At 69.1% G+C, this 21,541-nt stretch carries 18 protein-coding genes; 9 read left to right on the top strand and 9 right to left on the bottom strand.

Translation table 11 applies throughout. The annotated features are described in order from the left end of the window. Positions 1 to 59 precede the first annotated feature (59 nt). Complete coding sequence (locus ACLJOO_RS37055) at positions 60 to 1,202, top strand: epoxide hydrolase family protein (RefSeq protein ID WP_410792356.1); 1,143 nt, start codon at positions 60 to 62, stop codon at positions 1,200 to 1,202. Here ACLJOO_RS37055 and ACLJOO_RS37050 read toward each other — a convergent pair. Further along, the gene (locus ACLJOO_RS37050) at positions 1,195 to 1,599 is read right to left on the bottom strand and encodes an HIT family protein (RefSeq protein ID WP_410792355.1); all 405 of its coding nucleotides are present in this window, start codon (positions 1,597 to 1,599) and stop codon (positions 1,195 to 1,197) included. The genes ACLJOO_RS37055 and ACLJOO_RS37050 overlap by 8 nt on opposite strands. A 58-nt stretch (positions 1,600 to 1,657) precedes the next feature. On the opposite strand from ACLJOO_RS37050, the gene ACLJOO_RS37045 reads away from it, so the two are divergent. Genes ACLJOO_RS37045 through ACLJOO_RS37035 form a run of 3 tightly spaced genes read left to right on the top strand, consistent with a single transcriptional unit; the run spans position 1,658 to position 4,223 of the window. Beyond that, entirely contained in the window at positions 1,658 to 2,107 is a 450-nt protein-coding gene (locus tag ACLJOO_RS37045) for a hypothetical protein (protein WP_410792354.1), read from the top strand. Continuing rightward, a complete protein-coding gene (locus ACLJOO_RS37040; RefSeq protein WP_410792353.1) occupies positions 2,104 to 2,979 on the top strand; it encodes a tetratricopeptide repeat protein in 876 nt (291 codons plus the stop codon). The genes ACLJOO_RS37045 and ACLJOO_RS37040 overlap by 4 nt, the downstream gene beginning before the upstream one ends. Further along, complete coding sequence (locus ACLJOO_RS37035) at positions 2,976 to 4,223, top strand: tetratricopeptide repeat protein (RefSeq protein WP_410792352.1); 1,248 nt, start codon at positions 2,976 to 2,978, stop codon at positions 4,221 to 4,223. Before ACLJOO_RS37040 ends, ACLJOO_RS37035 begins: the two co-directional genes overlap by 4 nt. 1 nt (position 4,224) lies before the next feature. Here the strand turns inward: ACLJOO_RS37035 and ACLJOO_RS37030 are convergent, their stop codons facing one another. Continuing rightward, on the bottom strand, positions 4,225 to 6,375 hold the full coding sequence (locus ACLJOO_RS37030) for an elongation factor G-like protein EF-G2 (RefSeq protein ID WP_410792351.1): 2,151 nt from the start codon (positions 6,373 to 6,375) through the stop codon (positions 4,225 to 4,227). A 120-nt stretch (positions 6,376 to 6,495) separates the two neighbouring features. On the opposite strand from ACLJOO_RS37030, the gene ACLJOO_RS37025 reads away from it, so the two are divergent. Together ACLJOO_RS37025 and ACLJOO_RS37020 are read left to right on the top strand one after the other, a co-directional pair. Continuing rightward, positions 6,496 to 8,388 (top strand): DUF2207 domain-containing protein, encoded by a 1,893-nt coding sequence (locus ACLJOO_RS37025; protein ID WP_410792350.1) that lies wholly within the window; start codon positions 6,496 to 6,498, stop codon positions 8,386 to 8,388. Positions 8,389 to 8,419: 31 nt separating this feature from the next. Further along, entirely contained in the window at positions 8,420 to 10,324 is a 1,905-nt protein-coding gene (locus tag ACLJOO_RS37020; protein ID WP_410792349.1) for a DUF2207 domain-containing protein, read from the top strand. A 1-nt stretch (position 10,325) separates the two neighbouring features. On the opposite strand, the gene ACLJOO_RS37015 is transcribed toward ACLJOO_RS37020, so the two are convergent. The 3 genes from ACLJOO_RS37015 to ACLJOO_RS37005 are packed head-to-tail and all read right to left on the bottom strand — an operon-like array spanning position 10,326 to position 13,846. Then, on the bottom strand, positions 10,326 to 10,853 hold the full coding sequence (locus tag ACLJOO_RS37015; RefSeq protein ID WP_410792348.1) for a ferritin: 528 nt from the start codon (positions 10,851 to 10,853) through the stop codon (positions 10,326 to 10,328). Between the two features lie 51 nt (positions 10,854 to 10,904). Then, entirely contained in the window at positions 10,905 to 12,833 is a 1,929-nt protein-coding gene (locus ACLJOO_RS37010; protein WP_410792347.1) for a DUF2264 domain-containing protein, read from the bottom strand. Continuing rightward, a complete protein-coding gene (locus tag ACLJOO_RS37005; protein WP_410792346.1) occupies positions 12,830 to 13,846 on the bottom strand; it encodes a hydroxyacid dehydrogenase in 1,017 nt (338 codons plus the stop codon). Before ACLJOO_RS37005 ends, ACLJOO_RS37010 begins: the two co-directional genes overlap by 4 nt. A 180-nt stretch (positions 13,847 to 14,026) precedes the next feature. On the opposite strand from ACLJOO_RS37005, the gene ACLJOO_RS37000 reads away from it, so the two are divergent. The 3 genes from ACLJOO_RS37000 to thrS all read left to right on the top strand — a co-directional run bounded on the left by ACLJOO_RS37000 (position 14,027) and on the right by thrS (position 17,224). Next, on the top strand, positions 14,027 to 14,941 hold the full coding sequence (locus ACLJOO_RS37000; protein ID WP_410792345.1) for a proteasome assembly chaperone family protein: 915 nt from the start codon (positions 14,027 to 14,029) through the stop codon (positions 14,939 to 14,941). Between the two features lie 43 nt (positions 14,942 to 14,984). Further along, positions 14,985 to 15,830 (top strand): acyl-CoA thioesterase, encoded by an 846-nt coding sequence (locus ACLJOO_RS36995; RefSeq protein ID WP_410792344.1) that lies wholly within the window; start codon positions 14,985 to 14,987, stop codon positions 15,828 to 15,830. Positions 15,831 to 15,976: 146 nt separating this feature from the next. Continuing rightward, positions 15,977 to 17,224 (top strand): threonine--tRNA ligase, encoded by a 1,248-nt coding sequence (gene thrS / locus ACLJOO_RS36990; RefSeq protein WP_410792343.1) that lies wholly within the window; start codon positions 15,977 to 15,979, stop codon positions 17,222 to 17,224. Between the two features lie 33 nt (positions 17,225 to 17,257). Here the strand turns inward: thrS and ACLJOO_RS36985 are convergent, their stop codons facing one another. From ACLJOO_RS36985 to ACLJOO_RS36970, 4 genes are read right to left on the bottom strand one after another with little or no spacing between them, the layout of a single operon-like run. After that, positions 17,258 to 18,115 carry a MaoC family dehydratase gene (locus ACLJOO_RS36985; RefSeq protein WP_410792342.1) on the bottom strand — a complete coding sequence of 286 codons (858 nt, stop codon included), beginning with the start codon at positions 18,113 to 18,115 and terminating at the stop codon, positions 17,258 to 17,260. Between the two features lies 1 nt (position 18,116). After that, positions 18,117 to 19,463, bottom strand: a complete 1,347-nt coding sequence (locus tag ACLJOO_RS36980; protein ID WP_410792341.1) for a 3-oxoacyl-ACP reductase — start codon at positions 19,461 to 19,463, stop codon at positions 18,117 to 18,119. 8 nt (positions 19,464 to 19,471) lie between these two features. Next, positions 19,472 to 20,749 (bottom strand): acetyl-CoA C-acetyltransferase, encoded by a 1,278-nt coding sequence (locus tag ACLJOO_RS36975; protein WP_410792340.1) that lies wholly within the window; start codon positions 20,747 to 20,749, stop codon positions 19,472 to 19,474. Continuing rightward, the gene (locus ACLJOO_RS36970) at positions 20,746 to 21,480 is read right to left on the bottom strand and encodes a TetR/AcrR family transcriptional regulator (RefSeq protein ID WP_410792339.1); all 735 of its coding nucleotides are present in this window, start codon (positions 21,478 to 21,480) and stop codon (positions 20,746 to 20,748) included. The genes ACLJOO_RS36975 and ACLJOO_RS36970 overlap by 4 nt, the downstream gene beginning before the upstream one ends. Positions 21,481 to 21,541 lie beyond the last annotated feature (61 nt).

Here is a 21,541-nt window from a genome sequence, read left to right as displayed (position 1 = left end):
CGAAAGTCTCCCAGACCATTAGGAAGCTAACTCGCCTAATGGGCTTCTAGCGTGAAGACATGACGAACAACACCGAGATCCGACCCTTCCGCATCGACATCGCGCAGACCGACCTGGACGACCTGCGTGATCGGCTCGCCCGCACCCGGTGGGCGAGCGAGCTCGAGATCGACTACTCCGGTGAGGTCCAGACCGGACCGCTGCCGCCCGAGTGGGAGTACGGCGTGCCGCTGTCCTACGTGCGGCGCCTGACCGAGCAGTGGCTGACGTCGTACGACTGGCGGAAGTGGGAGGAGCGGCTGAACGCCTACCCGCAGTTCGTCACCGAGATCGACGGTCAGAACGTGCACTTCTTCCACATCCGTTCGGCCGACCCGGACGCGATCCCGCTGATCCTCACCCACGGCTGGCCGAACACGTCGCTCGAGTACGTCGACCTGATCGAGCCGCTCAGCAACCCGCAGAACGGCGGGCAGGCGTTCCATCTGGTCATCCCGACAGTCCCGGGTTTCGGGTTCTCCGGCCCCACGAAGGACCGCGGCTGGAACAGGTACCGGGTGGCGGCGGCGTGGGCCGAGCTGATGCACCGGCTCGGTTACGAGCGGTACGGCGCTCACGGCAACGACGGCGGGTCCTACGTGTCCCCGGAGGTCGGGCGGGTCGATCCGGAGCACGTGATCGGCGTACACGTGACCCAGCTGTTCTCGTTCCCGAGCGGGGACCCGGCGGAGCTGGAGAACCTCACCGAGGAGGAGCAGGGGTACCTGCAGTTCCTGCAGTTCTTCAACGAGAACCTGGGCGCGTACGCGAAGCTGCAAGAGCAGGCGCCGCAGAACATCGCCCATGCGCTGGCAGACTCGCCGACCGGTCAGCTCGCGTGGATCGCGCAGCTCCTCAGCTCCTGCGCCGACGAGCACGTCCTGACCAACGCGACGATCTACTGGCTGACGAACACCGCCGCGTCGTCAGCGCGCTTCTACTACGAGGACAAGCACGCCGACCATCCGAAGGAGCCGACCACCGCGCCGACTGCGCTGGCGAGCTTCGCGTTCGACTTCCGGCCGCTCCGCCGCTTCGCAGAGCGGGACCACGCGAACATCGTGTCCTGGCACGAGTTCGACCGCGGCAGCCACTGGGCCACCCAGGACGCGCCGGACCTGCTCGTCGAGGACCTCCGCGAGTTCTTCTCCGGGCTCAGGTGAGCTTGGCGGCCGTCGCGTTGATCTCCTCCAGGTCCCCAGGAGTCGGGTGCCAAGGGAGCTGGAGGGGATCGTCCTTGTAGCGGGGGATGACGTGCAGGTGGGTGTGGAACACGGACTGCCACGCTTCGGCGCCGATGCAGCTCAGCAGGTTGGCGCCGTCGGCGTCCAGGCGGTCGATCACCCGGGAGACGAGCGACTGGGCGAGCAGGGTCGCAGCGGTGAGATCTTCGGCCGCGGCCTCCCGGAGGTCGGTCGAGTGCACCCGCGGCACCACCAGGAGGTGCCCGGCCGTCGCGGGGTTGATGTCCATGAACGCGATCGCCCGGTCGGTCTCGGCGACCCGCGTCGAGGGGATGGTTCCGGCCACGATCCCGCAGAAGAGGCAGTTCTCGCTCATCGGAACAGGCTATACACTGCGCGAGCCGAACCCTCTGCCCATTCACATCTGGAGCCCGATGCCGGACGAACTCCTGCGCCCGACCGTCGGCGCCGGCGTGGACATGTCCGCGCGCCCGTGGCGCCTGATGTCCCAGACGTACGTCGCGTTCTTCGGCGGCGTGCTCGCGTCCACGGCAGTGGCCTTCCTGAACGCGGGCCGGCTCGGTGTCGACGCCGCCAAGCGCCGGCTGATCCTGCTGACCGGCCTGGTCGGCCTGCTCGCGGTGATCGGCGTGTTCGTCCTGCTGTACGACGACGCCGGCGTCACGTCGGGTCTCCGGGTGAGCATCCGCGTGGTCGCCGTACTGTGCTGCCTGGTCCAGTTGCGGCTGCAGCGTCCGATGGACCGCGCGTTCCAGTTGCGGGGCGCGGACTACGGATCCTTGTGGGGCTGGGGGATCGCGGTGACGATCGGCGGCGCTCTCGTTGAGGCGTTGATCCTCCTCCTGGTGACGGTGGTGCTGTGAACGAACCGAGTGAGGCTCGGCTGCGGATGGCCGCGCACTGGCTGCAGATCGGCCGCCCCGAACGCGTGCTCGACGAACTGCAGGGCCTGTCCGGCGACGCGGCGGTGGATTACCGCGCGTACCTGTTCCGCGGTGCCGCGTTGCACGCGTTGGACCGGGACGCCGAGGCGGTCGACGTACTGCGGGACGGCCTGGCCCAGCACGGGCCGTTCCCCGCGATGCTGCACGTCCTCGGGTCCGCGCTGCGTTCGGAGGGGCGTCTGCCCGAGGCCGAGGCCGCGTTCCTGCAAGGCCTGAGCCTCGACCCGAACGACCCGGATCTACTGCTCGGGTACGCCCACGTCTGCCTGGCGGCCGGGCAGGCCGAGAAGGCGAGCGCTCTGGTCGAGCGTGCCGCGTCGCATGCGCCGGAAAGCGTGGCGGTCTCGGCTGCCCGTGCGCAGGTTGCGTTCGCGCTCGGCAAGGACCGGGACATGCACCGGCACAGCACCGAAGCGTTGTCGTACGACCCCGAGGACCCGAACGCGCGGGCGTTGCACGGTACGGCGTCGATGCTGACCGGCGACTCGCGCGCCGGATACAACTCGCTGCGATCGGCCGCCGCCTCGCAACCGGGTGACGCGGATCTGCGGGCCGCCGCCCGCGAGGCGAAGATGTTCAACCACCCGCTGATGGTTCCGCTGCGCCCGTTCGCCCGCATCAATCCGCTGGTCGTCTGGGTCGGCGCGGTCGCGGTCATCTACGGTCTCCGCGCGGCCGGCCTGGCACCGCTGTCGTTCGCCTTCGCCATGGTCTGGCTGGGCTTCTGCGTGTATTCGTGGGTGGTCCCACCGCTGGTCCGCCGCTGGATCAACCGAAAGTGGGGTTCATGAGCAACGACCGGATCGAGGCCCTGCGGAAGGCGGTCGAGGCGGCCCCGGACGACGTACTGCTGCGGCTCGTGCTCGCGGAGTCGCTGGCGACGGCCGGTGAGACCGAGGAGGCGCTCGACCAGTACGTCGTACTGCTGGATCAGCACGGGCTACCCGACGATCAGTTCGTGCCGGTCGGTGAGCTGGCCGCGGCGAACGGGCGGCTCGCCCTGCTGCGGAACCTGCTCGAAGCGGCTCGTCAGCGCGGTGTGGTCGAGGGGACCGGGCGGCTGCAGCAGCTCGTCGACGGCATGATCGCCGAGCGCAGCGGCGTACGGATCAAGGTCGGGCCGGAGGACGAGCAGGATCCGCTGATCCCGGACACGCCCAAGGAGACCACCACCTTCGACCAGGTCGGTGGGATGGAGGAGATCAAGCGGGTCATCCACCGGATGGTGATCCTCCCGCTGAGCAGGCCGGAGCTGTACGAGACGTACGGGCGGAAGTCCGGCGGCGGCGTGATGCTGTACGGGCCGCCTGGTTGCGGCAAGACACTGCTGGCACGGGCGACCGCGGGGGAGTGCGGGCTGCCATTCATCAACGTCCGGATCGAGGACGTGATGGACCCGTACCTCGGGGTCTCCGAGCGCAATCTGCACGCCGCGTTCGAGCGTGCCCGCGCCAATTCGCCGTGCGTGCTGTTCCTCGACGAGCTCGACGCGCTGGCGTTCGCGCGGCACAAGCACGGCGGGTCCGAGGCGCGCCGGCTGGTCGACGTACTGCTGCAGGAGCTCGACGCGATCGGTTCCGAGAACGAGGGCCTGCTGGTGCTCGCCGCGACCAACGCGCCGTGGGACGTCGACGAGGCGATGCTGCGCCCCGGCCGATTCGACCGGGTGATCTTCGTACCGCCGCCCGACGAACCGGCTCGCGCCGACATCCTGTCCGTGCTGACGAAGGAGGTCCCGGCCGACGGCCTCGACCTGAAGGCTCTCGCCGGGCAGACGGCGATGTTCAGCGGCGCCGACCTGCGCGCGCTGATCGAGCGCGGCGTCGACAAGGTGATCGACGAGGCGCTCTCGACCGGTGGCGAGCCGCCGCTCGCGATGCGGCACCTCACCGACGCGCTGACCGCGGTGAAGCCGTCGACCCTCGACTGGCTGCACCGCGTGCGCTCGTACATCGAGTTCGCCAACCAGAGCGAGCGGTACGACGACGTGGCGGCGTACCTCAAGTCCCGCGACGTACGCCGCCGCCTCAGCTAACTCATTTCAGTTTGGACGCGGCAGACTCCGGCATTGCCTCGTAGCGGGAGAACTCGCGGGTGAACGACGCCGAGCCGTGGGACAGCGAGCGGAGGTCGATGGAGTAGCGGGTGATCTCCACCTGCGGTACTTCGGCCTTCACCAGCGTCCTGTTCTCGCCGACCTTGTCGGTCCCGAGCAGCCGCCCGCGACGGCCCGACAGGTCGCTCATCACCGCACCGACGAGATCGTCCGGCACCAGTACCGACACCAGGTCCACCGGCTCGAGCATGTTGACCCGGGTCGCGGCCGCCGCCTCGCGGAGCGCCAGCCCGCCGGCCATCTGGAACGCCATGTCGGACGAGTCGACACTGTGCGCCTTCCCGTCGCGCAGCGTGACCCGGATGTCGACCATCGGGTACCCGGCGCCGACGCCCTTCTCCATCTGTGCCCGGACGCCCTTCTCGACGCTCGGGATGAACTGCCGCGGCACCGCACCGCCGACCACCTTGTCGACGAACTCGAAGCCCGACCCTCCAGGCAGCGGCTCGACCTCGATGTCGCACACGGCGTACTGGCCGTGCCCGCCGGACTGCTTCACGTGCCGTCCGTGACCCTTCGCCGGCCCGCCGAACGTCTCCCGGAGCGGCACCCGTAGCTCGACGGTGTCCACAGTCACGCCGTACCGGTTCGACAGCGCGTCCAGTACGACGTCCGAATGCGCCTCGCCCATGCACCACAGCACGATCTGGTGCGTCTCCGGGTTCTGCTCGATCCGCAGCGTCGGATCCTCGGCCGCCAACCGCTGCAGGCCTGCCCCGAGCTTGTCCTCGTCGGTCTTCGCATGCGCCTGGACGGCGATCGGCAGCAACGGCTCGGGCATGTTCCACGGCCGCAGCAGCAGCGGATCCGCCTTGTCGGAGAGCGTGTCACCGGTTTCCGCCCGCGTCAGCCGGCCGATCGCGCACAGATCACCGGCGACCACCTGCCCCGCCGGACGCTGCGTCTTGCCGAGCGGGAACGACAGCGTGCCGATCCGCTCGTCCTCGTCGTGGTCCTCGTGCCCGTGCGACGCGCCGTTGTGGTCACCGAAGAACGACGTGAAATGGCCCGACACGTGAACCGTCGTGTCGGGCCTGATGGTGCCGGAGAACACCCGCACCAGGCTGACCCTCCCGACGTACGGGTCCGACGTCGTCTTCACCACCTCGGCGAGCAGCGGTCCGGCGGTGTCGCAGGTGAGGCCCTGGCGGGCGACCCCGTGCGGGGTGAAGACGTCCGGGACCTTGTGCTCGAGCGGCGACGGGAAACCGCTGGTGATCACCTCGAGCAGCTCCAGCGTGCCGACCCCGGAAGCGCTGCAGACCGGGATCACCGGGAAGAATGAGCCCCGCGCGACCGCGCGCTCGAGGTCCTCGATCAGCACCTTCTGGTCGATCTCCTCGCCTTCGAGGTAGCGGTCCATCAACGACTCGTCCTCGGACTCCTCGATGATGCCCTCGATCAGCGTGCCGCGCAGTTCCTCGATCTCGTCGGCGTACGACGGGTCCGGCGCCGCGGTCGAACGTTTGCCGCCGGCGTACTCGAAGTAGGACTGGGAGAGCAGCCCGATCAGCCCGTCACCAGCGGGCAGGTAGAGCGGCAGGACCTTGTCGCCGAACGCGTTCTGCGCCGTGGCGAGCGCGTTCTGGTAGTTCGCGCGGGCGTGGTCGAGCTTGGTGATCACGACCGCGCGCGGCATTCCCACCTGGTCGCACTCCTGCCAGACCGTCCGGGTCGGCTCGTCGACGCCCTCGCTCGCCGAGATCACGAACAGCGCACAGTCGGCGGCGCGCAGCCCGGCCCGCAGCTCACCGACGAAGTCGGCGTACCCGGGCGTGTCGATCAGGTTGATCTTGACCTTTCCCTGGCCGCCGTCGTGCGGCAGCGAGGCGAGCGACAGGCCGACCGAGCGCTGCTGCCGGATCTCGGCGTCGTCGAAGTCGCACACCGTGGTTCCGTCCAGGACGGTGCCGGGTCTGTTCAGGACTCCGGAGGCCACCAGCAGGGCCTCGACGAGGGTGGTCTTGCCGGAACCCGAAGGGCCGACCAGGACCACGTTGCGGATGGCGGCCGGGCTGTCCACAGCGGGCGCGGCCCCGGTGCCTTGGGAAGTGTTCGTCTTGTCTGCCATGACGTTCCTCCTGGTCCACCCACGATTCCCCTAACCGACACTTCGCACAAGGCCCCTCAGCTCGCGGATTCGTGTCGGCCGCGCGAACCCCGGACCCCGCCCCTCGATAGTGTCGCGGGCATGCGTAGGGCACTCGGGGTCGTCATCACCATGTTGGTCGCCGTTCTGGCGTTGGCCGGTTTCGCCGTACCGGCGAGCGCGGGTACGGCGGAGGCCGGGGACGAGATCAGGAACTTCAGGATCGACTACACGGTCTCGGCCGAGGGCGTGCTGCACGTCGAGGAGACGATCGACTACCACTTCGGGGACTCCGGACGGCACGGGATCTACCGGGACCTGGTCACCCGCGAGCCCTACAAGGACGACGACTCGAAGGACCAGGAGTACCAGGTCTCGAACATCGACGTGTCGTCCCCGAGCGGCGCCCCGGACGAGTTCACCGTCGACACGTACGAGGGGAACAAGGGCCGCTACGGGGAGCTGCAGGTCAAGATCGGCGACCCGGACAAGACGGTGCCCGGCACCGAGGCGACGTACAAGATCTCGTACGACGTGCGCGGGGCGCTCCGGCACTTCGACGACCACAGCGAGCTGTACTGGGACGCCACCGGCAGCGCGTGGAGTGCGGTCATCAATCAGGTCACGGTCAACGTCGACGTACCGAAGGGCGTGACCAAGACCGAGTGCTTCATGGGCACCGCCGGATCGAACCGGACGTGCCCGCAGAAGTCCGTCGTCGGGGAGAAGGGCGTGTTCGGCGCCTCCAACCTCGACCGCGGCGAACAGTTGACGATCGTCGCCGGGATCACCGCCGGCGCCGTCCAGAACGACACCCCGATCCTGGTCGACCCGCCGAGCTGGCTGGAGCGCAACGGGGTGTCCTGGCTCTCGCTGATCGGCTCGGGCATCGCGACCGTGGCCGCCATCGTGCTCGCCGCGCTCTACGCGAGGTTCGGCAACAAGGACCAGCGGTACGCCGGAATGCCGCCGGGCGCGTTCCCGCCGGACGGGGTCGCCGCGCAGCCGGTGAAAGACGACCTCACCGAGGACCAGATCCCGGTCGCATTCGCCCCGCCGCGGATCCCGGTCGCCGAGGGCGGCCTGCTGATCGACGCGAAGGCGAACACGACCGAGACGGCCGCGACGCTGATCGACCTGGCGGTGCGCGGCGGCGTCCGGATCGACAACGACGGCGAGTCGCAGAAGGCAGTGCTGCTGAACCCGGCGGCCGCGACCGCACCGCACGAGCAGGCGTTGATGCTCGGCCTGTTCCCGGGGCTACAGCCGGGCACGGAGGTGCTGCTCGAGCGCGGCGCGGTGGGCGACAACACCATGCGAAACGCGCACAACGAGATGATCAAGGCGCTGCGGCAACAGGTGAAGGACCGCCAGTGGTACCTGCGGATGCCGCGCGCCGGCGGCGGCTCGGCGTTCAAGAACGGCTTCGGCTGCGCCTGCATGGCGATGATCGGGATCTGGGTCGTCGGCGCCGGCCTGATGGGCACCGTGATCAGTGCCGCGACCGGCGGGTTCGGCCGGGCGGTGGTCGTCGCGGTGCCGGTGATCGCGGTCATCGTTGCCATCGGCATCTGGATCGCGATCCGGGGCCGCGGGCAACGGAACCCGGCCGGCCGCGCGGTCGCCGACCAGCTGATCGGCTTCCGGAAGTACCTGGCCACGGCCGAGGCGGACCAGGTGCGCTTCGAGGAGGGCGAGGACATCTTCTCGAAGTACTTGCCCTGGGCGATCGCTTTCGGCCTCGCCGACCGCTGGCAGAAGGTCTGCGAGCGACTCGTCGCCGCCGGCCGCATCACGCCCGACCCGTACTGGTACTCCGGACCGTCGTACTACACCTCGGGCTGGACCGCGGGCGCGGTCGGCGCGACCGTCGCGAGCAGCTTCGACCCGCCGCCCACGCCGTCCAGCTCGGGCGGTGGCGGCGGCGGCTCGTCCGGTTTCAGCGGCGGGTCCTCCGGCGGCGGTGGCGGCGGCGGAGGCGGCGGCAGCTGGTAGGAGTGGCCTTCGGGGCGGCTACATTCCCGCTATGCGTCGGGCGCTCGGGGTCGTCATCAGCACACTGTTCACCGTTCTCGCGGTGGCGGGTTTCGCTGCACCGGCCGGGGCCGCGACCACGGCGTACGGCGACGAGATCGAGTCGTTCACGATCGCCTACACGGTCTCCGAGGACGGCGTACTGCACGTCACGGAGACGATCGACTACACCTTCGCGGAGTCCGGACGTCACGGGATCTACCGCGACCTGGTGATCCGCGAGCCGTACGCCGACGACAAGACGAAGGACCAGAAGTACGAGGTCTCGAACATCCTGGTGTCGTCGCCAACCGCGCCGGACCAGTTCACGACCGAGACGGCGAAGTACAACCTCGACCGGGACCAGACGCTGCGGATCAAGATCGGCTCGAAGGACCAGACGATCTGGGGGACCAGCGCGAAGTACGTGATCTCGTACGACGTGCGTGGCGCGCTGCGGCACTTCGCGGACCACAGCGAGCTGTACTGGGACGCCACCGGTTCGGCGTGGGACGCGCACATTGCGAAGGTCACCGTGAGTGTCCAGGCGCCGGAGGGCGTGCAGCAGGTCGAGTGCTACAGCGGCAAGGCCGGCTCCACCAACCCCTGTGAGAAGAAGACCGTCACCGGCGGCATCGGGCTCTTCACCGACTCCAAGCTGCTTACCGGGAGCCAGTTGACGATCGTTGCCGGCATCAAGGCCGGCGCCGTACAGAACGACACCCCGATCGTCGTCGACCCGCCGAACTGGCTGGAGCGCAGCGGACTGTCCTGGCTCGCGCTCGCCGGATCCGCCCTGGTGACCGCGGCCGGCATCGCCGCCGCGTTCCTCTACAACCGGCACGGCCTCCGCGACCTGCGGTACGTCGGCGCGCCGCCGGGGACCGTCCCGCCTACGGGCGCTCAGATTGGGAAAGACCAGCTCACCGAGGACCAGATCCCGGTGGCGTTCGCGCCGCCCGAGGTCACGGTCGCCGAGGGCGCGCTGCTCGCCGACGCCGCGGACAAGTCCACCGCCCTCGCGGCCACACTGATCCACCTCGCCGTCCGCGGCGCGATCCGCCTCGACAACAGCGACGAGGGCGCGCGCAAGGCCGTGCTGGTCGATCTGGAGGTCGCGACGGCGCAGCACGAGAAGGTGCTGCTCAAAGGACTGTTCCCGAAGCAGGAGCCGGGCGAGGAGCGGGCGCTCGAACGCGCCGAGGTCGGCGACTACACGCTGGTTCAGGCAGCCGACAAGATGTACGACGCCGCGTGGACCCGCATCAAGCAGCAGCAGTGGTACCTCAGACTGCCCGCCTCGTCCGGCAACGGCGACGGCTCGAACGCCCTCGGCTGGATGCTCACGATCGCGCTCGTCCTCGTCGGTTTCGGTCTCGCGCAGATGGGGTCCGGCCCGGCCACCGCGGGCCGCGTGATCGCGATCATCATTCCCGGCAGCGCACTGCTGACGCTGCTCTGGAGGTGGATCGGGCGGAGGCGGCGCGGGCAGCGGAGCGCGGAAGGCCGCGCGATCACGGACCAGGTCATCGGGTTCCGCGAGTACCTCGCCACCGCCGAGGCGGACCAGTTGCGCTTCGAGGAGGGTGAAGACATCTTCTCGAAGTACCTGCCCTGGGCTATCGCCTTCGGTCTCGCGACGCGCTGGCAGCGGGTGTGCGGCGAGCTCGTGGAGGCGGGCCGCCTGACACCCGATCCGACCTGGTACGTCGGCCCGTCGTACTACCACTCCAACTGGTCGGCCAGCTCGATCAGCACCGCGGTCCAGAGCACATTCGTACCGCCGCCACCTCCGGCGCCCGCGCCAGGATCCGGCGGCGGCAGCTCCTCAGGCTTCAGCTCGTACAGCGGCTCCTCGTCATCGTCCTCGGGCTCGTCCGGCGGCGGTGGAGGAGGCGGTGGCGGGGGAAGCTGGTAGGTCAGACCGTTCCGCCTGCGGCGGTCGGGGCCGTGGGGTCGGTGCCGGTTTCGCCGACGGTCTCGCGGGCCAGGAAGTCCTCGAGGTGGAAGAGGTTGTCGCCGGCGCGCTTGGCGACGTTGACCAGGGTGTTCATGGCCGCGACCTCCTCGACCTGCTCCTTCAGGAACCACTGCATGAACTGCTCGCCGATGTAGTCGCTCTCGTCACGGGCCGTGCGCGCGAGCATCTCGATCTGCTTGGTGACCGTGATCTCCTGCGCCAGCGCGAGCTCGAGCGGCTCCAGCGCGGTCTTGAAGTCCGACTCGACCTCGCCGACCGACGGGATGTGCGGCCGGATGTCCTTGTCGAGCAGGTACTGGACCATCATCATCGCGTGGTTGCGCTCTTCCAGGGACTGCTTGTAGAAGTGCGCGGCCAGCTGCGGCAGGTCCTGGTCGTCGAACCAGACAGCGACTGCCACATACTGCTGAGCGGCCGTGAATTCGTTACGGATCTGTTCCTGCAGGAGTTTCTCGTACGTGCTCATTCCGTCAATCTAACGGCCATCCGCCGAATCCACACCCTTGGCGAGCCTGACCTAACCGGCTCGGTTCCGTCCCAGTTCGACCACCTCGGCACCGCCGCCGGGCAGGCTGATCCGCACCGTCGTACCGTCCACGGCCACATCGATGCCCTCGGCAAGCGCCTCCGGCCGGAGCGCGTCGCGGGTCAGCAGTACGGCGTTCACGAGCACCAACGGCTCCCCGCGATGCGGTGACGTCAGGTACGGCGTCGCCGAGTGCGCGCCGAACGGGTTGACCCCCACCGCCCGATGCAGACCCGCCGTGTCGTATCCGTGCAACCCGACCACGGCCGACAGCAACCCATCCGCGTTCCGCGCAGCAGCAGCCGGCACCGTCGCCGAGGCCGACCCCGCGCCGACGGTTGCCTCTGGCAAGGAGTCGCCCGCGACGGCGTAGCCGCCGCTGCGGACCAGCGCGCCCTCCGGACCCTCGACCAGCGCGCACCGAATCTCCCAGCCGTTCCACGCGACCGACGCGATCTCGATCGCCCACGGCCCGTCCTCCCCGAGCCACGCGTTGTGCCAGGAGGACGCCGTACGGCCGTCGACACCCAGCCGCCGGATCCGCCCCCGCCCACTCGCCGCGCCGTCGGTCGAGACCAACGAGATCAGGTTGTCGATCCCCGGCTCACGGTCCGACAGGTCCGGACCGGCGTGGTTCGCGTACGCCAGCCGGTTGTAATGCGGATCGCCCGCCGGCTCCACGCCCTGCGGCTCGGTCACCGGGGCGTGGTCGGCGCCGTGGTTCACCAGCTGCACCACCTGGTCGTGACGGCTCCCGTGCACGATCCATCCCGGATCCGGCATCCCTCGGAGCTGGTCCGCGTTGTCCAGCGGAATCGAGTCCTCCGGGTCCGCCCACACCGGGTGCTCCGGCGGCAGGATCAGCCCGACAAACCCCTTCGAGGCCCAGTACGGCGATCCAGGACCGGAGTACTGCTGCGTTGTCGGCAAAAACGTGTCGTACCACCCGAGCGTCAGCACGCCACGCTCGTCCGGCACCCCGTGCTGCACGAAATGCCGCGCGATCCCCGAGCACAGCCGCCGCGTCTCACCCGGCGTCAACGGTGTCGAGTCGAGCAGTGCGCCCATCCAGTACGGCGCCGCGGCCGCCATCCGATACGTCAGCGACCGTCCCTGGTAGATCGGCGCCCCGTCGTTCCCGACAAGGTGTACGGCGTCTTCGAGGAAGAGCTTGATCCGCTCCTTGTAGAGCTTGAGCCGGTCCTCGTACTGCGCTCCCGGCGTCGCGGCGGCCATCCGCGCCCACAGGCCCGGGTACAGGTGCATCGCCCAACCGATGTAGTTGTCGAAGTTCTGCCCGTCGCCGTCGGAGTACCAGCCGTTGCCGACGTACCAGTCCTCGATCCGGTCGAGACCTGCGTCGATGTCGTCTTGTTCGAAGGTCGCTCCGACAGATGCCAGGAACTGCTCGCTGACGACCTGGAACAACCGCCAGTTGTTGTCGTGCGTCGTCGACCCGTTGAAGCCGCCGAGCCATTCCGCGACGTGCTCCTGCGCCCGCGGGTCGAGGCGGTCCCAGATCCATTCGCGGGTCTCGTGCAGCGACACCGCGATCGCCGCGGCCTCCACCATCTGCTGCGACCTCGGCGTGAGCCGCAGCCACGCCTCGGGGTGGTCCGGGTTGGCGCCGTTCGCGACGCCCCGCGCGTACCGCTCGATCAGCTCCTCGCAGCCCTTGCCCTGGACGCCGGCGATCCGGAACGCGGCGAGCATGAACGACCGGGCGAATCCTTCCAGCGCGTCGGACGCCGTACCCGACCGGCTCGGCCGGCCCGGGAGCTCGACCAGGGAGGCGCCGGGGGAGAAGTACGGCACGAGCGAGTCGAGCAGATGGTCCGCGAGCGCCTCCCAGTGCGCCCGCACCCATCCGGTCTGGCGGGACAGTTCACGGTCGGTGTCCGGCAGGATCAAGCGGGTCATGCAAGTCTTCCGATCTCGGCGGGGCTGATGGCGTGTTGGAGGGGTTCGCCGGCGGTCAGGCGTTCGAGTTCGCTGACCGCGAGTTCGCCGAGGCGGGCGATCTCGTTGCCGACGGCACCGGCGACGTGCGGGGTGACGAAGACGTTCGGAAGGTCGAGCAGCGGCGAGTCCGGCGGCAGCGGCTCGGGGTCGGTGACATCGAGAATCGCGTCGATCCGGCCGGTCACGCACTCGCGGGTCAGCGCCTCGGAGTCGATGATCTTGCCGCGGGCGGTGTTGATCAGCGACGAGCCGTCCTTCAGCAGCGCGAGCAGCCGCGCGTCCACCAGGCCGACCGTCTCGGGCAGCAGCGGCGCGTGCACGCTGAGAATGTCGCTGCGGCGGAAGAGGGTGTCGTTGTCGACCAGCTCCGCGCCGAGCGCCGCGGCCCCGTCGGTGGTCAGGTACGGATCGCTGATCAGCACTTCCAGGTCGTACCCCCGCAACCGCTCCGCGACCATCTTCGCGATCCGCGAGGCCCCCAGCAGGCCGACCGTCGTACCGTAGCTGCCCGGCATCCCGTGCGGGTCGGCCTTGCGCCGCTCCAGCCGGTACTGCGCCGCGAGCCGGAACGCCCGCTTCCCGGCCAGCACGATCGCCGCGACCGTGAACTCGGCGACCGGCTGCGCGTTCGCCGTGGCCGCCGACGAGACCTGGATACCGCGGTCGAACGCCGCCGGATCAACGATCGCCTTGACCGAGCCGGCCGCGTGCAGGATCGCCTGCAACTTCGGCGCCGCCTCGAGAACCTCCGGCCCGATCCGCGGGCAGCCCCAGCCGGTGAGCAGTACGTCGACGTCCGGGAGCGCCGCCCGTACGGCGGGGTCGGTGAGGAAACTGGCCCCGGGGCCGACCGGGAGCACGGTCGCGATCGCGTCGAGGCGCTGCCGGACCCGCGGCACCAGGACGCGGGACCTGGCGTCGTCGTGCATCGCCAGCATGACGGTCAGGGCGGGGTTTGGCTCAGGGCTCACGACGACAACCTAGCAAGCGCTTTCCACCGCTGTCGCGCCGACGGCCGAGTCTTGGAACATCCTGAAACTTTCCGGCAAGTTCCCCAGGGTCGGAATTACTCCGCGACATCGCGGCGTTGGGGAAGGTAGAACTGCCTGTCAGTCTGTTGGAAGCTGTTGGAAGTTGCGAAGGAGACGACGATGCTGCGACCGGACGACCTCTACGAGATCGTCGACGAGTCGGTGGCGACCGGCCCGGCGGCGACGCCGAAGGTGCTGGTGCACTCGCTGGACGGGTTCATGGACGCCGGCCAGGCCGGGCGCGTGACCGCGGACCACCTGCTCGAGGTGCTGGACCACCGGCTGCTGGCGCGGTTCGACGTCGACCTCCTGCACGACTACCGGGCCCGGCGGCCCGAGGTGACGTTCGCCGAGGACCGGTTCACCGACTACACGCCGCCTCACCTTTCGCTCCATCTGGTGACGGACGACGCCGGTGTTGACTTCCTGCTGCTCGAGGGCGCCGAGCCCGACAGCCACTGGGACCGGTTCGCCGGGGCGATCCGGCAGCTCAACGAGCTCTACAACGTGACGCTCACGATCGGTGTGCACGGCATCCCGATGGGTGTGCCGCACACGCGGCCGCTCGGCCTGACGGCGCACGCGACGCGGCCCGAGCTGGTCACCCGCTCGAACATCTGGGACGGCGAGATGCAGCTGCCCGCGAGCGCCGGGACGATGCTGCAGGTCCGCCTCGGCGAGGCGGGCAAGGACGCGATGGGCTTCGCCGTCCACGTGCCGCACTACCTGGCCGAGAACCGTTTCCCGGGCGCCGCGCTGGCTCTCGTGCACGCGATCTCGGCCGCGACGGGCCTGCTCCTCCCTAGCAAGGCCCTGCTCGACGAGGCCGCCGTTACCGGCCGGCTGGTCGACGAGCAGGTCGAGGCTTCCGAGGACGCAAGCGCAGTCGTCAAGGCACTCGAAACCCAGTACGACGCCGCCGAAGGCTCCCTGACCCGCAAGAGCCTCCTCGCCGACTCCACCCCCTCCGCAGATGAGCTCGGCGCGGAGGTAGAACAATTCCTCGCCGAACTCAACCGCGAAGACAACGAGTAGCGCCCCGGTTCTTGTTGTGCGGCCGGGGCTGTCAGGATGAGGCATGCCTGAGTCGTTGGAGGATCTGGTCGAGTTGCTCGACCTGGAGATGATCGACGTCGACCTGTTCCGGGGCCGTCAGCCGCAGACCTCGATGCAACGGGTGTTCGGCGGTCAGGTGCTAGGACAAGCGCTGGCCGCCGCGAGCCGCACCGTCGACCCGGAGCGGTTGGTGCACTCGTTGCACGGCTACTTCCTGCGCGCGGGCGACACGTCCGTACCGATCGTGTATCGCCCGGAGCCGACCCGCGACGGCGGATCGTTCAGCAGCCGGCGGGTGGTCGCGTCGCAGAACGGCAAGCCGATCTTCTACATGTCCGCGTCCTACCAGCGCCCCGAAGCCGGTCTGGATCACCAGGATCCGATGCCGGACGACGCCGTACCGCCGGAGGAGGCGCCGCGACTGGCGACCGTTCTCGAGGCGCGGTCCGGCAGACCGGCCGCCGACTGGGACAAGGAGTGGGCGGCGCTCGACGTACGCCTGGCCGGAGTCACCGGCCGGCAATTCTGGATAAGGGCTGCCGGCAAGCTTCCCGACGATCCGGCCCTGCATGCGTGCGTTCTCGCCTACGCCAGCGACCTGACCTTGCTCGGGGCAAGCTTGTTGCCACACGGCATCGTCATCGGCGACCGCCGCATCCAGCCGGCGTCGCTCGATCACGCACTCTGGTTCCACCGGCCGTTCCGCGCCGACGAGTGGTTGCTGTACGACCAGTCGTCACCGTCCGCCTCCGGAGCCCGCGGCTTCGCCACCGGCCGCCTCTACAACGAGTCAGGCAGCCTCGTTGCCTCCGTCGCCCAGGAGGGCCTGATCCGCCCCGTCGGGCTGGACTCCGATCTGCTAACGTAGAGACGTGATCAAGCGCGCAGTAGTCACGACGACGCCGGACCTCGTCCTGGCGCGCTGACATCTGACTGTCTGACCAAGCCCCGGGGCGAGTGCCCCGGGGCTTTGTCGTGCTCCCTGGGTGGCTCGCCTCAACCCATGGAGGAATCATGTACGACCACCGCAAACTCGGCCGCGAACTCGGCCTGTTCGACTCCGACCCGCTGATCGGTGCGGGACTGCCCTACTGGTTGCCCGCCGGCGCCGCCGTCCGGCACGCGTTGGAGAGCTACATCGCCGACGTGGAACGAAGAGCCGGCTACCAGCAGGTCTATTCACCGGTCCTCGGCAAGCGCGAGCTGTACGAGATCTCGGGCCACTGGGCCAAGTACCACGAGGACATGTACCCACCGATGGATATGGGCGGTGAGCAACTGGTCCTGCGGCCGAGCATCTGCCCGCACCACGCGCTGATGTTCCGGTCCCGCTCACACAGCTACCGCGAACTCCCACTGCGTTACTCCGAACTCGGCGGGCAGTACCGCGCCGAACTCTCCGGAGCGATCGGCGGCCTCAGCCGAGTCCGCGCCATGCAACTCAACGACGCCCACATCTTCTGCCGCCTGGACCAGGTGGCAGAAGAGGCTGCCGGAGCTTTGAAGCTGATCAAGCAGGCGTACGCCGACATGGGCATCAGCGCATCGCAGTACGTCCTCGCGCTCCCGGCTCTTGATGCGGAGTTCAACAGCCCGGCGAGCAAGTACGTCGGTGACGCGGCGAGCTGGGCGCAGGCCGTCGTACTGCTCCGTCAGGTGCTCGAGAACGCGGGCGTCGAGTACGAGGACGCGCCGGGCGACGCGGCGTTCTACGGGCCGAAGATCGACATCCAGATGGAGGACTCGGCGGGCCGCGAGTTCAGTCTGTCGACCGTCCAGATCGACTTCCACCAGCCGCAGGCGTTCGGGCTCGAGTACATCGGTGCCGACGGCAACAAGCACCGTCCGGTGATGGTGCACCGCGCGATCGTCGGGAGCATCGAGAGAGCGGTTGCTCAGCTGATCGAGGTCCACGGTGGCGCGTTCCCGGCGTGGCTGGCCCCGGTACAGGTTGTCGTACTGCCGATCTCCGACGACGAGGAGAAACCCGCCGCGGAGGTTGCCCGGAGAGCGTCGGATCGCGGTCTCCGGGTCGAGATCGCGCACGCGGACGAGGGCAGCCTGGGCGCGCGGATCCGCGAGAACCGGCTGGCGCCGTACCAGGCCGTCATCGGCTCCCGCGAAGCTGCGGCCGGCCAGCTCGCGGTCCGGGAACGCGACGGCCGCCGGTGGGATGCGGCTCCGATCGGCGAGGTGCTGGATCGGATCCGGGTGGAGGCGGATCCCCATGCAGGCAGAAACCACGATTCGGACGAGAAATGAGCGTGTCCGAGGGGGTTCTGCCTGCGCGGCGGTTTAGTTCGCCTGCAGTTGCCCGATCAGGTGGGTCACGTCGTGGCCCTCGTCGTACAGCGCGAAGTCGACCGTCTTGCCCGTCTGCTGGTACCCGAACCCGACCCGGGACGGCAGCAGCAACGGCTTACGGAAGTCCACGCGGACCGTGAACGCGTCCGGCAACGCGCCGGCGCGCTGGATCGACGCGAGCGCGGCAGCCTTGGCCCACATCCCGTGTGCGATCTGGCGCGGGAACCCGAACGCCTGAGCGGTCAGCTTGAACAGGTGGATCGGGTTCCGGTCGCCGGACGCCGCGGCGTACCGGCGGCCGAGGTTGCCGCGCAGGTCCCACCACGCGCTCGGGCTCAGCACCGGATCGGACAGCAGATTTGCGTGCGCACCTTCCGTCCCGGACGTGCGGCTGAGCAGCGTGGTGAGATCGCTCCACACCAGCTCGTGATCGACGAAGACCTCGCTGATCACGTCGAAGACGGTGCCCTTCGGATGCGGGCGTTCCGCCGTACTGTGCACGCGGATCGCCGGCTCCGCATGCAACGGGATCGGTTGCTTCTGCGTGATTGTGTTGGACAGGTGCACGATCCCCATCGGCTTGTACGGGAACGAGGGGTCGGACATCAGGTCCAGATGCAGCGGGAAGGCAAGCACATGCGGGTACGTCGGGGGCAGCGCGGGACCCGCCGCGAACCCGGTCACCTCGCGGTAGGCGCTGAGGTGGTCCTGGTCGATCGCCGACCGGGGCAGCTCGAGGGTCAGCCCGTCCGCGTCCGGCTCGTAGTCGGCCCGCCGGAGCGTGGCCCGCACGGTCCGCGCGTAGAGCGAGCCGAGCCCGGGGGAGTCGTCGTACCGTCGGGTCGGCATCTCAGGCGCCCAGCATGCTCTGGCCGCAGACCCGGACCACGTTGCCGGTCACACCCGCCGAGGCCGGATCCGCGAACCACGCGATCGTCTCGGCCACGTCGATCGGCAGCCCGCCCTGCTGCAGCGAGTTGATCCGCCGCCCGACCTCGCGGATCGTGAACGGGATCTTCGCGGTCATCTCGGTCTCGATGAACCCGGGCGCGACCGCATTGATCCGGATCTGCCGCTCGGCCAGCGCGGGCGCCAATGCCTGCACGAGACCGATCACACCGGCCTTCGAGGTCGCGTAGTTCGTCTGGCCGTTGTTGCCCGCGATCCCGGCCATCGACGACACCCCGATGATCGAGCCGCCGTCGCGAAGCGCCCCGGACTCGACCAGATGCTTGGTGATCCGCTCCGGCGCGCGCAGGTTCACGTCGAGTACGGCGTCCCAGGCGTCGGTGCGCATGTTGACGAGCCGCCGGTCGCGGGTGATGCCCGCGTTGTGGACGACGATGTCGAGCCCGCCGTGCTGCTCCTGCGCGTGCGCCGCGATCCGCTGCGCCGCGTCGACCGCGGTGACGTCGAGGAGGAGCTCGGTACCGCCGATCTTGGAGATCACCTTGCGCAGCGGGTCCGCGTTCTGCGGTACGTCGACACCGATGATCGTTGCGCCGTCTCGGGCGAGCGTGTCCGCGATCGAGGCGCCGATGCCACGAGCCGCACCCGTCACCAGCGCCGTACGCCCGGCGAGGGGTCGGCTCGGGTCGTTGCTCACCAGCGGTCCGGTCCCGATTCGGGCGACCTGGCCGTCGACATACGCCGACTTGGGCGAGAGGAAGAAGCGGAGCGTCGAGTCGAGTTGCTCGTGGGCGTCCGGGGCGACGTACACGAGGTTGACCGTGGCGCCGCGCTTCACCTCCTTGCCGAGGCTGCGCGTGAAGCCCTCGAGTGCGCGCTGGGCGACCTGCTGCTCGGGGGAGCTCGCGAGTTCCGGCGTACGGCCGACGACGATCACGCGGCCCGCCGGAGCGAGCTGACGGACGACGGGGGAGAAGAAGCGCTGCAGGCTGGTCAGGTCGGCGGTCGAGGCCGCGCCGGTCGCGTCGAAGACGATCGCCTTCGGCCGGATCGTGCTCGACGCGACGCCTTCGGTCACGGTGCTGAACGAGGCGCCGATGTCCCGCAGCAGCGCCTGGACCGCCTTGCCGGCGTCGGTCTCGCCGATCGCCCCGAAGACGACCGGCCCGTCGATCACCGGGCTGCCCTCGGTCCAGCGGGGCAGCGGCGTCGGGTCGGGCAGACCCAGGTTCTTCACCAGCGTCTTGCCGAGCGGCGTCGTGGTGAAGGTCTGGTAGCGATCCGTCATCTCAGCTCCTACTTCTCGAGGATGGCGACGACACCCTGGCCGCCCGCGGCGCAGATCGAGATCAGGCCCCGGCCGCCGCCGTTCTCGTCCAGTTGCTTGGCCAGCGCGGCGACGATCCGCCCGCCGGTCGCCGCGAACGGGTGACCCGCGGCGAGCGAGCTGCCGTTCACGTTCAGCTTGTCCCGGTCGATCTCCCCGAGCGGCGCGTCCAGGCCGAGCCGCTCCTTGCAGAAAATCGGATCCTCCCACGCCTTCAACGTGGACAACACCTGGGAGGCGAACGCTTCGTGGATCTCGTAGTAGTCGAAGTCCTGGAGGCTGATCCCGGCGCGGGCGAGCATGCGCGGTACGGCGTAGGCGGGAGCCATCAGCAGGCCCTCGGCGCCCTTCACGTAGTCGACCGCGGCGGTCTGCGAGTGGGTCAGGTACGCGAGTGGCCGCAGGCCGTGCTGCTCCGCCCACTCGTCGGTGCTGAGCAGGACGGCCGAGGCGCCGTCGGTCAGCGGGGTCGAGTTACCGGCCGTCATCGTCGCGGTCTCGCCCTTGCCGTACACGGTCCGCAGCTTCGCGAGCTTCTCGAGCGTGGTGTCCGGGCGCAGGTTCTGGTCCTTCTCGAGGCCCACGTACGGCGTGATCAGGTCGTTCTGGAAACCACGGTCGTACGACTTCGCGAGGTTGATGTGGGAGTTGTACGCGAGCTCGTCCTGCGCCTCCCGGGTGATGCCCCACTCGAGCGCGGTCAGCGCGGCGTGGTCGCCCATCGACTTGCCCGTGCGCGGCTCGGCGTTGCGGGGGATCTCCGGTACGACGTCCTTCGGGCGGACGCGGGCGAGGACCTTCAAGCGGTCCGGGTACGTCTTGGCGCGGTTGAGGTCGAGCAGAACGTTGCGCAGGTGGTCGTTGACCGCGAGCGGCGCGTCGGAGGCGGTGTCGACACCACCAGCGATCCCCGCGTCGATCTGGCCGAGCGCGATCTTGTTACCGACCAGGATGGCCGCCTCGAGACCGGTACCGCAGGCCTGCTGGATGTCGTACGCCGGGGTGGTCGGGGCGAGCTTGGACCCGAGGACCACCTCGCGCACCATGTTCCAGTCGCGGGCATGCTTGAGGACGGCTCCGGCGACCACCTCACCCACCTCCTGGCCACCGAGGCCGGTGCGGTCGACGAGACCGTTCAGGGCGGCGGTGAGCATGTCGGAGTTTGAGGCGTGCCGGTAGGTCTTGTCCTGCCGGGCAAACGGGATCCGGTTGCCGGCGACCACGGCCACCTTGCGCGGTTCGGTCACGATATGTCTCCTGCTCTAGCGGAGCGGGTCTTCTTGGTTGTCAGGGCTTTCTGTCCCACCGCGGTAGCCAGCGTCGCGGTGATCGCGGTCGACCGGACGGTGCCGACATCGGCATGATGCACCACCGGGTGGCCCGGTTGGCTACCCGACACGATCAGCCCGACCCTTGCCATGTGCAACGATCCGAGCGTCTGCGTGTAGAGATGGTTGGCCAGGTACGCCGTGTCGACCTCGTCGAACACGCCCGCACGCTGGCCGGCTTTGAGGATCACGGCGATACGGTCCAGCGGCGCGGCCATCGCCGTACCCAATTTGACCATCACCGGCTCGGTGATCTCGCCGAACAACTGCTCGCCGGTCCTTCGGAGCAGGCTCATCGCGCAGTCGGTGAACGCCGGGTACTCCAGGCAGAAGTCCACGAACGTCTCGCTGAGGGCCCTGAGCCGGTTGAGCGGCGCTCTTCGTGGGCCGTCTTTCTCTTGCAGCCGTTCGTCGAGCTCTTGGAGGTAGTCGACGAGCGTGAGCGCGAACAGCTCTTCCTTGCCGGCGAAGTGCCGGTAGATCAGGGCCTTGTTGATCCCGACCCGCTTGGCGATATCGTCGATCTGGGCGTCGATCGTGCCGCGCTCGTCGAAGATCTCGCGGGTGGCGCGGATGATGTCCCGCTCGCGGTCGCGCCGACGCTCCGCCGTGGTGCGGCGGCGTCCGATCGCGAGCAGCGCGGAGCTCATGAATCGATCTTAGCCACAGTGGTACCCCTTGGTGCAAACGACAGTTACACTCGTCAGTAAC

The sequence above is a fragment of the Kribbella sp. C-35 genome (assembly GCF_046549195.1).
Classification (GTDB): domain Bacteria; phylum Actinomycetota; class Actinomycetes; order Propionibacteriales; family Kribbellaceae; genus Kribbella.
The sequence above is the reverse complement of the archived record's forward strand: the minus strand, read 5'-3'. Positions and strand labels throughout refer to the sequence as shown.

Coding starts and splice junctions, on each gene's coding strand:
- ACLJOO_RS37035 (WP_410792352.1), top strand. CDS start 2,976: ATGAGCAACGACCGGATCGAGGCCCTGCGGAAGGCGGTCGAGGCGGCC.
- ACLJOO_RS37045 (WP_410792354.1), top strand. CDS start 1,658: ATGCCGGACGAACTCCTGCGCCCGACCGTCGGCGCCGGCGTGGACATG.
- ACLJOO_RS36995 (WP_410792344.1), top strand. CDS start 14,985: ATGCCTGAGTCGTTGGAGGATCTGGTCGAGTTGCTCGACCTGGAGATG.
- thrS (WP_410792343.1), top strand. CDS start 15,977: ATGTACGACCACCGCAAACTCGGCCGCGAACTCGGCCTGTTCGACTCC.
- ACLJOO_RS37010 (WP_410792347.1), bottom strand. CDS start 12,833: ATGACCCGCTTGATCCTGCCGGACACCGACCGTGAACTGTCCCGCCAG.
- ACLJOO_RS36985 (WP_410792342.1), bottom strand. CDS start 18,115: ATGCCGACCCGACGGTACGACGACTCCCCCGGGCTCGGCTCGCTCTAC.
- ACLJOO_RS37020 (WP_410792349.1), top strand. CDS start 8,420: ATGCGTCGGGCGCTCGGGGTCGTCATCAGCACACTGTTCACCGTTCTC.
- ACLJOO_RS37030 (WP_410792351.1), bottom strand. CDS start 6,375: ATGGCAGACAAGACGAACACTTCCCAAGGCACCGGGGCCGCGCCCGCT.
- ACLJOO_RS37050 (WP_410792355.1), bottom strand. CDS start 1,599: ATGAGCGAGAACTGCCTCTTCTGCGGGATCGTGGCCGGAACCATCCCC.
- ACLJOO_RS37025 (WP_410792350.1), top strand. CDS start 6,496: ATGCGTAGGGCACTCGGGGTCGTCATCACCATGTTGGTCGCCGTTCTG.
- ACLJOO_RS36980 (WP_410792341.1), bottom strand. CDS start 19,463: ATGACGGATCGCTACCAGACCTTCACCACGACGCCGCTCGGCAAGACG.
- ACLJOO_RS36970 (WP_410792339.1), bottom strand. CDS start 21,480: ATGAGCTCCGCGCTGCTCGCGATCGGACGCCGCCGCACCACGGCGGAG.
- ACLJOO_RS37015 (WP_410792348.1), bottom strand. CDS start 10,853: ATGAGCACGTACGAGAAACTCCTGCAGGAACAGATCCGTAACGAATTC.
- ACLJOO_RS37055 (WP_410792356.1), top strand. CDS start 60: ATGACGAACAACACCGAGATCCGACCCTTCCGCATCGACATCGCGCAG.
- ACLJOO_RS37000 (WP_410792345.1), top strand. CDS start 14,027: ATGCTGCGACCGGACGACCTCTACGAGATCGTCGACGAGTCGGTGGCG.